Annotated in this window: 11 protein-coding genes; 10 read left to right on the forward strand and 1 reads right to left on the reverse strand. The window is 68.1% G+C overall.

What is annotated here, in order from left to right; translation table 11 throughout:
• Positions 1-70: 70 nt before the first annotated feature.
• Positions 71-1,504, forward strand: coding sequence for an NAD-dependent succinate-semialdehyde dehydrogenase (locus BM140_RS00530; protein WP_091940910.1), 1,434 nt, complete (start codon positions 71-73; stop codon positions 1,502-1,504).
• 253 nt (positions 1,505-1,757) lie between these two features.
• On the forward strand, positions 1,758-3,119 hold the full coding sequence (locus BM140_RS00535; protein ID WP_091940912.1) for a polyhydroxyalkanoate depolymerase: 1,362 nt from the start codon (positions 1,758-1,760) through the stop codon (positions 3,117-3,119).
• Positions 3,120-3,176: 57 nt separating this feature from the next.
• Here the strand turns inward: BM140_RS00535 and BM140_RS00540 are convergent, their stop codons facing one another.
• The gene (locus tag BM140_RS00540) at positions 3,177-3,833 is read right to left on the reverse strand and encodes an alpha/beta hydrolase (protein WP_056237741.1); all 657 of its coding nucleotides are present in this window, start codon (positions 3,831-3,833) and stop codon (positions 3,177-3,179) included.
• A gap of 300 nt (positions 3,834-4,133) precedes the next feature.
• Between BM140_RS00540 and BM140_RS00545 the strand changes: the two genes are divergently transcribed.
• From BM140_RS00545 to BM140_RS00580, 8 genes are all read left to right on the forward strand, one after another.
• The gene (locus BM140_RS00545) at positions 4,134-5,306 is read left to right on the forward strand and encodes a cysteine desulfurase family protein (protein ID WP_091940914.1); all 1,173 of its coding nucleotides are present in this window, start codon (positions 4,134-4,136) and stop codon (positions 5,304-5,306) included.
• Between the two features lie 86 nt (positions 5,307-5,392).
• Positions 5,393-6,862, forward strand: a complete 1,470-nt coding sequence (gene sufB / locus BM140_RS00550; protein WP_091940916.1) for a Fe-S cluster assembly protein SufB — start codon at positions 5,393-5,395, stop codon at positions 6,860-6,862.
• Positions 6,863-6,882: 20 nt separating this feature from the next.
• Positions 6,883-7,122, forward strand: a complete 240-nt coding sequence (locus BM140_RS00555) for a cytoplasmic protein (protein WP_091940917.1) — start codon at positions 6,883-6,885, stop codon at positions 7,120-7,122.
• 15 nt (positions 7,123-7,137) lie between these two features.
• Positions 7,138-7,890, forward strand: coding sequence for a Fe-S cluster assembly ATPase SufC (gene sufC, locus BM140_RS00560; RefSeq protein WP_091940918.1), 753 nt, complete (start codon positions 7,138-7,140; stop codon positions 7,888-7,890).
• Positions 7,890-9,212 (forward strand): SufB/SufD family protein, encoded by a 1,323-nt coding sequence (locus BM140_RS00565; protein WP_091940919.1) that lies wholly within the window; start codon positions 7,890-7,892, stop codon positions 9,210-9,212. The genes sufC and BM140_RS00565 overlap by 1 nt, the downstream gene beginning before the upstream one ends.
• On the forward strand, positions 9,209-9,865 hold the full coding sequence (locus tag BM140_RS00570; protein ID WP_091940920.1) for a hypothetical protein: 657 nt from the start codon (positions 9,209-9,211) through the stop codon (positions 9,863-9,865). Before BM140_RS00565 ends, BM140_RS00570 begins: the two co-directional genes overlap by 4 nt.
• 8 nt (positions 9,866-9,873) lie before the next feature.
• Complete coding sequence (locus BM140_RS00575) at positions 9,874-11,136, forward strand: cysteine desulfurase (protein ID WP_425287028.1); 1,263 nt, start codon at positions 9,874-9,876, stop codon at positions 11,134-11,136.
• Positions 11,137-11,203: 67 nt separating this feature from the next.
• Positions 11,204-11,587 (forward strand): SUF system Fe-S cluster assembly protein, encoded by a 384-nt coding sequence (locus BM140_RS00580; RefSeq protein WP_091940922.1) that lies wholly within the window; start codon positions 11,204-11,206, stop codon positions 11,585-11,587.
• Positions 11,588-12,071 lie beyond the last annotated feature (484 nt).

Raw genomic sequence — 12,071 nt, forward strand, 5'->3', positions numbered from 1 at the left:
ACCGTCCCCGGTCCCCAAGCCGGGGCGGCTCGCCTAGATAAGGGCCGTTCCTGCCCGAGGAGACGGCCTCATGGATCTCGACGTTTCGCTGCACATTGCCGGCCGGTGGCGCGGGGGCGGCGGGGGTGAGAGCCTGCCGATCCTCAATCCCGCCACCGGCGAGAGCATCGGCCGGGTCGCGGTGGCGACGCGGGACGACCTCGACGCGGCGCTCGCCGCCGCCGAGCGGGGTTTTGCTGCATGGCGCAAGGTCTCCGCGTTCGAGCGCGGAAAGGTGCTGCGCCGGGCCGCCTCCCTGATGCGCGAGCGCACGGAGGCGATCGCCCACACCATGACCCGCGAGCAGGGCAAGCCGCTGGCGGAATCCCGCATCGAGACCGGGGTCGCCGCCGACATCATCGAGTGGTTCGCCGAAGAGGGCCGGCGCGCCTACGGCCGGGTCATCCCGGCCCGCGCGGAGGGCGTCTTGCAGATCGTCACCCGCGAGCCGGTCGGCCCGGTCGCGGCCTTCACGCCCTGGAACTTCCCGATCAATCAGGCGGTGCGAAAAATCTCGGCCGCGCTCTGCACCGGCTGTTCGGTGGTGCTGAAGGGCCCCGAGGATACGCCGGCCTCCTGCGCCGAATTGGTCCGCGCCTTCCTCGATGCGGGCGTGCCGCCTGAGGCGCTCTCCCTCGTCTACGGCGATCCGGCGGCGATCTCCGGCCACCTCATCCCGCATCCGGTCATCCGCAAGATCACCTTCACCGGCTCGACCCCGGTGGGCAAGGAACTCGCGGCACTCGCCGGCCGCCACATGAAGCGGGCAACGATGGAACTCGGCGGCCACGCCCCCGCGATCGTCTTCGACGACGCCGACGTGGATCAGGCGGTGCGCGTGCTCTCGGCCAACAAGTACCGCAATGCCGGCCAAGTCTGCGTCGCGCCCACCCGCTTCCTCGTGCAGGAGCGCGTTTACGACCGCTTCGTCGACGGCTTCGTGGCGGCCTCCAAGGCCCTCGTCGTCGGCGACGGGCTCGATCCCGAGACCGGGATGGGGCCGCTGGTCCACGGCCGAAGGGTCGAGGCGATGGAGGCCTTCGTGGCCGATGCCGAGGCCAAGGGCGCGCGCCTCGCCACGGGCGGCAAGCGCATCGGCAACCGCGGCCACTTCTTCGAGCCGACCGTCTTCACCGACGTGCCGCTCGACGCCCGCATCATGAACGAGGAGCCGTTCGGCCCCATCGCCGCGATCCGGCGCTTCTCCACCGACGACGAGGCGCTGTCGGAGGCCAACCGTCTGCCCTTCGGCCTGGCGGCCTACGCCTATACCCGCTCCGCCACCCGCGCGACCCGCGTCGGCGCCGGCGTCGAAGCCGGGATGGTCTCGATCAACCACCACGGCATCGCGCTCCCCGAGACGCCGTTCGGCGGCGTCAAGGAATCCGGCTACGGCAGCGAGGGCGGCTCGGAGGCGATCGAGGCGTATCTGGTGACGAAGTTCGTCACGCAGGCCAGCGCCTGAGGTCTTTTTTCCTCCACACCGTCATTCCAGGGCGCCGGAGGCGAACCCGGAATGACGGCCGTGAAGGTTGGAGGAGAGGGCGCAGACGCTCAAACCTGCCTTTGGCCCGGCCCTACCGCGCTGCACAATAAATCCGATCGTCCCCAGCCCACGCGTCATCAAATGAAACTTCCTGCAGGCATGTGAGTTTAATCCCCCACCACCTGAAGATAAGGACAGCTTGGGTCTGCGAGCTGCTCCGGGGAGTGCTCGCTTGCTGTATCCTCTCTACGAGGCCGGACATCTGTGGCTTGCGCCGATGCGCCTGGCCGCCGAGGCCACCAGAATCGCCTGCGAGAATCCGTTCAACCCGCTCGCCTACGCCCCGCAGAGCCGCACCGTCGCCGCCTCCTGCGAGATGTTCGAGCGCGCCACCCGCGTCTACGCCAAGCCCGCATTCGATCTCGGCGTGCCCGAGCGCATCGTCTGGAAAAACCCGTTCTGCCGCGCCATCGCCTTCGGCGAGCCGGGTCCGGAACTCGCCGCGCGCCCGAAACTGCTGATCGTCGCACCGATGTCGGGCCACTACGCCACGCTGCTGCGCGGCACGGTGGAGGGCTTCCTGCCCACCCATCAGGTCGTCATCACCGATTGGATGGACGCCCGGCAGGTGCCGCTCAGCGACGGCCGCTTCGGTCTCGACGACTATGTCGACACCTGCATCCAGCTGTTCGAGGCGCTCGGGCCCGATCTCCATGTCGCCGCGGTGTGCCAGCCCTCGGTGCCGGTGCTCGCCGCCATCGCCCGCATGGAGGCGGAGCACAACCCGCTGGTGCCGCGCTCGGCCACCGTGATCGGCGGCCCGATCGACACCCGCCGCTCGCCGACCGCGGTCAACGCGCTCGCCGCCGAGAAGGGGTTTGCCTGGTTCGAGCGGAACTGCATCCACTCCGTGCCGCCGGGCTATCCCGGGGCGGGCCGCGCGGTCTATCCGGGCTTCCTGCAGCTCGCCGGCTTCATGGGCATGAACCTGCAGCGCCACGCGGACGCGCACCACGCGATGTTCGACCATCTCGTGCGCGGCGACGGCGACTCGGCCGCCCGGCACCGCGCCTTCTACGACGAGTATCTCGCCGTGATGGACCTCACCGCCGAGTTCTACCTCGAGACGATCCAGCGCGTCTTCATCGACCACGAGCTGCCCCGCGGCGTGTTCCGGCATCGCGGCGAGCGGGTCGATCTCGGTGCGATCCGCCGCTGTCACCTGATGGCGATCGAGGGCGAGAAGGACGACATCACCGGCATCGGCCAGACCAAGGCGGCTCTGGACCTCGCGGTGAACCTGCCCGAGAGCGCCAAGGCCTACCATCTCCAGCCGGGGGCGGGGCATTACGGCATCTTCAACGGCTCGCGCTTCCGCGCCGAGATCGTGCCGCTGATGCGCGCCTTCATGGAGCGCAGCGTCGCCCCCACCGTCCAGCAGGTGATGGAGGCCGAGCCGCGCCCGATCCTCGTCCCCACCGAGATGGCGCCGACGCACCCGCACCACCACGCCGCCTCGCCCCGGACCGTCCGGCGCGACTGGGCCGCCTCGCGCGAGCGCCCGGCGATGCCGGAGCAGCGGATCGCGGGCTGATCGCCTCCGGCCCGACAGGCGGGAACCGCCTTCCGGGCCGGCGTTTCGAACGAACCCTCAGGCCGCCTCGGTCTTCCCGCCCAGCCGCTTGTCCAGATAGGTGTCCACCGTCTGGGTCAGCTCATCGACCTTGCCGTCGAAGAAGTGGTTGGCGCCCTCGACCATCTGGTGCTCGATGATGACGCCCTTCTGCGTCTTCACCTTCTCGATCACCGGGATCACCTCGCGGGCCGGCGCCACGCGGTCCTCCGAGCCGTGGACGAACAGGCCCGAAGACGGACAGGGCGCCAGGAAGGTGAAGTCGTAGCGGTTGGCCATGGCGGCGATCGAGATGAAGCCCTCGATCTCCGGGCGGCGCATCAGAAGCTGCATGCCGATCCACGAGCCGAACGACACGCCCGCGATCCAGCAGGACTTCGCCTCCGGGTTGACCGACTGCACCCAGTCCAAAGCCGCAGCCGCATCCGACAGCTCGCCCGAGCCGTGATCGAACGCGCCCTGGCTGCGCCCGACCCCGCGGAAATTGAAGCGCAGGGCTGCGAAGCCGCGATTGGCGAAGGTGTAGAAAAGATTGTACACAATCTGATTGTTCATCGTACCCCCGAACTGGGGGTGCGGGTGCAGCACGATGGCGATCGGTGCGCCCTTCTTCTTGGGCGCCTGGTAGCGGCCTTCGAGGCGGCCGGCGGGGCCGGAAAAGATGACTTCGGGCATGGTGTCCTCAGGTGACTCCCAGGCCTGTCCGGAGGAGGCCGGACGGGCACGGGCGAAGGCACAGTCTCGGGGGCCGGCACGCGCCGACCCTGCCTTGACTCGCTCGGCGCGCCTCTTAAAAGCGGTCTTAGAATAATTCTAGGTAATTAGAATCATTCTAAAGAAGAGGATTTCGAAGCCTCGACCCCGTCAGGAAGGCGCCGTTGCGGGCGCCTTAGCATGGGGACGGGGGGACAAATCAAGGAAATCGAAGACGCGGCAAGCGGCAAGGACAGTTCAGGCAGCGGATGGCAAGGACGAATGGATAGGGCAGGGCGCAGCTATCTCGACCATAACGCAACCTCCCCGGCACGGCCGGAGGTGGCGGCGGCGGTCGCGCGCGCGCTGAGCCTGCCGGGCAACCCGTCCTCGATCCACGCCGAGGGCCGCGCCGCCCGCCACGCGCTCCAGGAGGCGCGCGCGCGCCTTGCCGCCCTCGTCGGCGCGGCGCCGGAGCGGGTCGTCTTCACCAGCGGCGGCACCGAGGCCGCCAACGCCGTCCTGTCGGGGGCCCTGCGCCGCCGGGATTGCCCGGCGCCGACCCGACTGATGATCTCGGCGACCGAGCATCCCTGCGTCACCGCGGGCCACCGCTTTCCGCAAGAAGCGGTCGAGGTCCTGCCGGTGGACGCGGCCGGGCGGCTCTGCCTCGACGTGCTCGCCACGCGGCTCGATGCCTGCCGCGACGAAGCCGTGCTGATTTCGGTGCATGCGGCCAACAACGAGACCGGCGTAGTGCAGCCGCTCGCCGAGATCGTGCGCCTCGCCCGCGCCCATGGCCGGGCGCTGGTCCACAGCGACGCGGTGCAGGCGGTCGGAAAGATCTCCGTGGGCCTCGACGCCCTCGGGCTCGATGCCCTGACCCTGTCGGGCCACAAGTTCGCCGCGCCCAAGGGCATCGGCGCCCTGGTGCTGGCCGAGGGCGTGACGCTGGAGACCGCCTTCCTGCGCGGCGGCGGCCAGGAGGCGCGGCTGCGTTGCGGCACCGAGAATCTTGTCGGGATCGTCGGAATGGGCGAGGCGGCCGAGATCGCCCGCAAGGCGCTCGACGCCGAGGCCGTGCGCCTCGCGGGCCTTCGCGATGCCCTTCAGAATCGGATAAGGGCGCTCGCCCCCGGCGCGGTGGTGTTCGGCGAGGGCGCCTCGCGCCTGCCCAATACCCTGAGCTTCTCCGTGCCGGGTCTGGAGGCGGCGACCGCGCTGATCGCCCTCGATCTCGCGGGCGTGGCCGTCTCTTCGGGCTCGGCCTGCGCCTCGGGCAAGGTCGCCCGCTCGCCGGTGCTCGCCGCCATGGGCGTGAGCCCTGCGCTGGCCGCAGGGGCGCTGCGCGTGAGTTTGGGCTGGAATTCGGACGACGCCGACCTGCGACGCTTCCTCGAGGGGTTCGAACGGGTCGTGTCGTCCCTATATCAACGGCGAGGGCAGGCCGCCTGAGCCGAGGCTCAGCGCCGCCCGCCCAAGCCCATCATTGTCGTTGAAACCCCCGGTCCTTGAAACCGGAGTTGGTCAGGAGAGGCTGAATGCCTGCTGTGCAGGAGACCATCGATCGGGTCCGTTCGATCGACATCGACCAGTACAAGTACGGGTTCGAGACCGTCATCGAGATGGAGAAGTCCGAGAAGGGCGTCTCCGAGGACGTGATCCGCTTCATCTCGGCGCGCAAGAACGAGCCCGAATGGATGCTGGAATGGCGCCTCGACGCCTACAAGCGCTGGCTCACGATGAAGGAGCCGGAATGGGCGCGCGTCGAGTACGACAAGGTCGATTACAACGACATCTATTACTACGCCGCGCCGAAGCGGAAGGGCCCGGAATCGCTCGACGAGATCGATCCCGAGATCCTCAAGACCTACGAGAAGCTCGGCATCCCGTTGCGTGAGGTCGAGGCTCTGGAGGGCATCGCCCCCGAGCGTCGCGTCGCGGTGGACGCGGTGTTCGACTCGGTCTCCGTCGCCACCACCTTCAAGAAGGAGCTCGAGAAGGCCGGCGTGATCTTCATGCCGATCTCCGAGGCCATCCGCGAGTACCCGGACCTCGTGAAGAAGTATCTCGGCTCGGTCGTGCCGGTGACCGACAACTTCTTCGCGACGCTCAATTCGGCGGTCTTCTCCGACGGCTCGTTCGTCTACATCCCGCCGGGCGTGCGCTGCCCGATGGAGCTGTCGACCTACTTCCGCATCAACGAGCGCGACACCGGCCAGTTCGAGCGGACCCTCATCATCGCCGACAAGGGTTCTTACGTCTCGTATCTCGAGGGCTGCACCGCCCCGAAGCGCGACGACAACCAGCTCCACGCCGCGGTGGTCGAGCTGGTGGCGCTGGAGGACGCCGAGATCAAGTACTCGACCGTCCAGAACTGGTACCCCGGCGACAACGAGGGCCGGGGCGGCATCTACAATTTCGTGACGAAGCGCGGCGATTGCCGCGGCGCCCGCTCGAAGATCTCGTGGACGCAGGTCGAGACCGGCTCGGCGATCACGTGGAAGTATCCGTCCTGCATCCTGCGCGGTGACGATTCCCGCGGCGAGTTCTACTCGATCGCGGTGTCGAACGGCATGCAGCAGGTCGATTCCGGCACCAAGATGATCCATCTGGGCAAGAACACCACCAGCCGGATCATCTCGAAGGGGATTTCCGCCGGCCGCTCGCAGAACACCTATCGCGGCCTCGTCTCGGCCCACAAGAAGGCCAAGGGCGCCCGCAACTTCACCAACTGCGACTCGCTGCTGATCGGCGACCAGTGCGGGGCGCACACCGTGCCCTACATCGAGTCGAAGAACGCCTCGGCCGTCTTCGAGCATGAAGCGACGACGTCCAAGATCTCGGAAGATCAAAAATTCTACTGCCTGCAGCGCGGCCTCTCCGAGGAGGAGGCGACCGCGCTCATCGTCAACGGCTTCGTCCGCGACGTGCTCCAGCAGCTGCCGATGGAGTTCGCCGTGGAGGCCCAGAAGCTGATCTCGATCAGCCTCGAAGGCTCGGTAGGCTGATCGAGGGCTACGACCCGGACGTGCTGCGCGCAGCCCACCGGCACAGCGTGTGGCACGGGGATGAGGTGAGGAGCAGCCCGCTCTGCGGCTGCTTCTATTGCCTGGAAATCTTCGCGCCGGATGAAATCATGGAGTGGATCGACAAGAGCTCGACCGCTCTGTGTCCCCGGTGCGGCATCGACGCAGTAATCGGCGAGATGTCCGGATATCCAATCCGGAACGCCACCTTCCTGCGGGCGATGCATCAGGAATGGTTTTGAAGGACGTGAACGAACATGCTTGAGATCAAGAACCTCGTCGTACAGATCGAGGACAACCGCATCCTCAACGGCCTGAATCTCACCGTGAACGACGGCGAGGTCGCCGCGATCATGGGCCCGAACGGTTCGGGCAAGTCGACGCTCTCCTACGTCATCGCCGGCAAGGAGGATTACGAGGTCCTCGACGGCGAGATCCTGCTCGACGGACAGAACATCCTTGAGATGGCGGCCGACGAGCGCGCCGCCGCCGGCATCTTCCTGGCCTTCCAGTACCCGCTGGAAATTCCCGGCGTCGGCACGATGACCTTCCTCAAGGCCTGCCTCAACGCACAGCGCAAGGCGCGCGGCGAGGACGAGCTCTCGACGCCCGAGTTCATCCGCGCGGTCAACGGCGCCGCCGACAAGCTCGAGATCAACAAGGAGATGCTCAAGCGTGCGCTGAACGTCGGCTTCTCCGGCGGCGAGAAGAAGCGCATGGAAATCCTGCAGATGGCGCTGCTGCAGCCGAAGTTCTGCGTCCTCGACGAGACCGATTCCGGCCTCGACATCGACGCCCTGCGCATCGTCTCCGAGGGCGTGAACGCGCTGCGGGCGCAAGGGCGTTCCTTCCTCGTCATCACCCACTACCAGCGGCTGCTCAACCACATCGTGCCCGACACCGTGCACGTCATGTCGAAGGGCCAGATCGTGAAGACCGGCGGCAAGGAGCTGGCGCTCGAACTCGAGGCCTCCGGCTACGCCGAGTACCGCACCAGCGAGGCCGCGTGATGGCCGACGTCACCAACCTCCGCTCCCCCGCCGAGGCCGGGCTGTCGAAGCTGTTCGAGTCCTCGCGCAAGGCGTTCGCCAGCGAATCCGCGATCAGCCGCGAGGAGGCGTTCCGCTTCTTCGAGGCGACCGGCCTGCCGAGCCGCCGGGTCGAGGCGTTCAAGTACACGGATCTCCGCGCCGCCATCACCGAGGCCGCTCCGCCGGCGGAAGCACCCTCCGAGGCGGCCGCCAAGGAAGCGGTCGCGGGCGCCACGGGCTTTGTCGGGGTCGAGGCCGTGCGCCTCACCTTCGTCAACGGTCATCTCGTGCCGGCCCTGTCGGACCTCGACCGGGTCCCCGAGGGCGTCACCGTCACGGCCCTCAACGAGGCGCTGTCGAAGGGCGACGAGCGCCTGAAGCTGCTCGCCCCCGTCGAGCAAGTGCGCGAGAACCCGGTCTATCAGCTCAACACCGCCTTCCTGGCGGACGGCGCGCTGATCTCGGTCGCGGCCGGCGCCAAGCCCGCCACGCCCGTGCATCTGCGCTTCGTCGGCACCGGTGACACGTCGTTCTCGACCGCGACCCGCGTGCTGGTCGATGTCGGCGCGGGCGCCGAGTTCTTCCTGCTGGAGAGCCACGAGGGGCCGTCCGGGCTGATCTACCAGCCGAACGATGCGCTCGACGTGCGCATCGGCGAGGACGCCGCCTTCCGCCACAGCCGGATCAACCGCGAGGGTGACGCGGCCATCGCGCTCTCCACCTTGTCGGCCCGGCTCGACGCGCGGGCCCAGCTGGAGACGGTCAACCTCGTGACCGGCGCCAAGCTCTCGCGCCATCAGCTCTACCTGCACATCGCGGGCGAGGATGCCAACGCCGTCGTCAACGGCGCGGCCCTGCTGGGCGACGGCCAGCTGGCGGACTCGACCCTGCTCGCCGACCACGCGGCGACCGGAGGGGTGGGCCGCGAGATGTTCAAGACGGTGATCGACGGCGAGTCGACCGGCGTGTTCCAGGGCAAGATCATCGTCCGCCAGGTCGCGCAGCAGACCGACGGCAAGATGAAGTCCGATTGCCTGCTCCTCAAGGACGAGGGGCAGATGATGAACAAGCCGGAACTCGAAATCTTCGCCGACGACGTCGCCTGCGGCCACGGCGCCACCTGCGGCGCGCCGGACGAGGAGCTGCTGTTCTACCTCATGGCCCGCGGCCTGCCGCGCGCCACCGCCGAGAGCCTGCTCGTCCAGGCCTTCGTCGGCGAGGCGGTCGAGGCGGTGACCCACGAGGGCGCGCGGGATGCGCTGATCGGCGGGATCGAGGCCTGGCTGAAGGCGCGGGGGTGAGCGCGCACGGCTACGATGCCGCGACAGCCGGGCGCCATCTGGTGCTCGGCTGGCGATGGCCGCGCGCCGCCATGCGCGAGGCGGCGGGGATCGACGAGGGAGGACGGCTCTGCCTCGTCCTGCTGTCCACCGCCTTCGTCGTTCTGACGGATCCGAGCGAGAACGGCTTTGTACGCCTTGTCGCCGCGAAGGCCGTGAACACGGGGACATCGGCGGTCACGCTCGGGCAGATCGCCCTGCTGGGAGCCGCGTCCCTCCTTCTTGCCCTGGTCTTCTACGTCCTGATGGCTGGAGCCCTGTGGCTGCTGACCCGACGAGGGGCCGCCGAGCCTCCGTTTGCGGTCCTGCGTTCGGTGGTCGCCGTCGCGAGCTGGGTCTCGACGGCACCGGTCGTCGTCGCCACGTTGATCGGGTCCGTCACCGGTTTGGACCTTGCCGGAGCGATCCTGTTCCTGGGCCTGTGCACGGTGTACACCGCACTCTGCCTGTCCGAGGCCACGGGGCTCGATGCCCGCGCCGCCACCCGTCGCACGTTCGGCTCGGTCATCCTCGCGACGGTCGCGAGCGGCATCGCTGCCGTGGGCGGCATCGGGTTCTACAAGGCGCTGATCCCCGACGAGGCGACGACCATCGTCGGGAAGAAGGCGCCGTGATTGATGTCATGAACGCGAACGCGCCGCTGCGCACCGATCGAGGCACCATGAGTTACGACGTCCAGGCGATCCGCCGGGAATTCCCGATTCTCTCGGAAAAGGTCTACGGCAAGCCGCTGGTCTATCTCGACAACGCGGCCTCGTCGCAGAAGCCGAAGGCGGTGATCGACGCCATGGTCTCGTGCATGCAGACCGGCTACGCCAACGTCCATCGCGGCCTGCACTACATGGCCAACGCCGCCACCGAAGGCTTCGAGGGCGCGCGCGAGACCACGCGCCAGTTCCTCAACGCCGCCTCGACCGACGAGATCATCTTCACCCGCAACGCGACGGAAGCCTACAACCTCGTGGCGTCGTCGATGGGGCAGGCCGGGCTGATCGGGGAGGGGGACGAGATCATCCTCTCGATCATGGAGCACCACTCCAACATCGTCCCCTGGCACTTCTTGCGCGAGCGCAAGGGCGCCGTCATCAAGTGGGCGCCGGTCGACGACGAAGGCAACTTCCTGGTCGAAGAGTACGAAAAACTCTTCACCCCGCGCACCAAGATGGTCGCGATCACCCACATGTCGAACGTGCTCGGCACGGTGACGCCGGCCGAAGAGATCGTCCGCATCGCCCATGCCCACGGCGTGCCGGTGCTGCTCGATGGGGCGCAGAGCGCCGTCCACCGGGCGGTGGACGTGAAGGCGCTCGACTGCGATTTCTTCGTGTTCACCGGCCACAAGGTCTACGGGCCGACCGGGATCGGCGTGCTCTACGGCAAGAAGGAATGGCTGGAGCGGCTGCCCCCCTATCAGGGCGGCGGCGAGATGATCCGCACCGTCAGCCAGGACGCGATCACCTACAACGACCCGCCCCACCGCTTCGAGGCGGGCACGCCGGCGATCATCGAGGCGGTGGGCCTCGGCGCGGCGCTCGAATTCATGATGAAGCTCGGGCGCGACCGGATCGAGGCGCACGAGGCGGCGCTGACCGCCTACGCGCAGGAGCGGCTGGGCGCGATGAATTCGCTCACCCTGATCGGCACGGCGCGGGACAAGGGCGGCGTCATCGCCTTCGAGATGAAGGGCGCGCATGCCCACGACGTCGCTACCATCATCGACCGGCAGGGCGTGGCGGTGCGGGCCGGCACCCACTGCGCCATGCCGCTCCTCAACCGCTTCGGCGTCACCTCGACCTGTCGCGCCTCGTTCGGCCTGTATAATACGACCGACGAGATCGACGCGCTGGCCGAGGCGCTGACCAAGGCCGAGATGCTGTTCTCTTGAATTTTTGGGAGTCTCGGTCGTTGGCTTCCGGCACAGGCCGGAGCCCGGCGACCGGAGGAGTGATCCGATGAGCGCAGACGCCACCATCACCGGCGGCACCAACGCCCCCGCCCTCGCGGCGGCCCAGGCGATCCCGGCCGAGGAGATCGACCGCCTGACCGACGACATCGTCGCGGCGCTGAAGTCGGTCTACGACCCCGAGATCCCCGCCGACATCTACGAGCTCGGCCTGATCTACCGCGTCCAGATCGAGGACGACCGGCGCGTCCTGATCGACATGACGCTCACCGCCCCGGGCTGCCCGGTGGCCGGCGAGATGCCGGGCTGGGTCGAGAACGCGGTGACCGCGGTGCCGGGCGTGCAGTCCTGCCAGGTCACGATGGTGTTCGACCCGCCGTGGGACCAGAGCCGCATGTCCGACGAGGCCCGCGTCGCGCTCGACATGTGGTAGAGGGGGCGCCGCTTTACCCGGGCTTCGGCACGAAGTCGCAGGAGTCTGGCCGGCCGCACCCCTTCGAGGACGTTGCCTACCGTACCGTCCGACCCTTTGATGCCAGGGTACCGCTGCGGTCGCGTCGAGGCGTCGGCACGATCCCGCCGGGCGCATCGGCGCCCTCGACCGGGACGGCCTGCGCGACGGGATCGATATCGCCCGCTCCGATCTGACGCCTCAGAAAATCTCGGACGGAGCCCGGCTGTGCCTGCCACCCTGGTACGGCGTGGGCCGGCCGATACACTCCGTCACCGGCTCGCCTCTTCGGCGCGGAAGCCGCCGCGCGCCGCGGCACGAGACTGGAAAGTCTCTACGCCTTGAGCGATGATCCTGTCCTAGAGCATCGGCCCGAAAGGTGGTTTCCGGCTTTCGGAAAAAGCCGATGCGGCCCAATCACAGAGAGCATTGTCCTGGATCCGATATCCAGGACAATGCTCGACGC

It is taken from the genome of Methylorubrum salsuginis, assembly GCF_900114375.1.
GTDB lineage: Bacteria > Pseudomonadota > Alphaproteobacteria > Rhizobiales > Beijerinckiaceae > Methylobacterium > Methylobacterium salsuginis.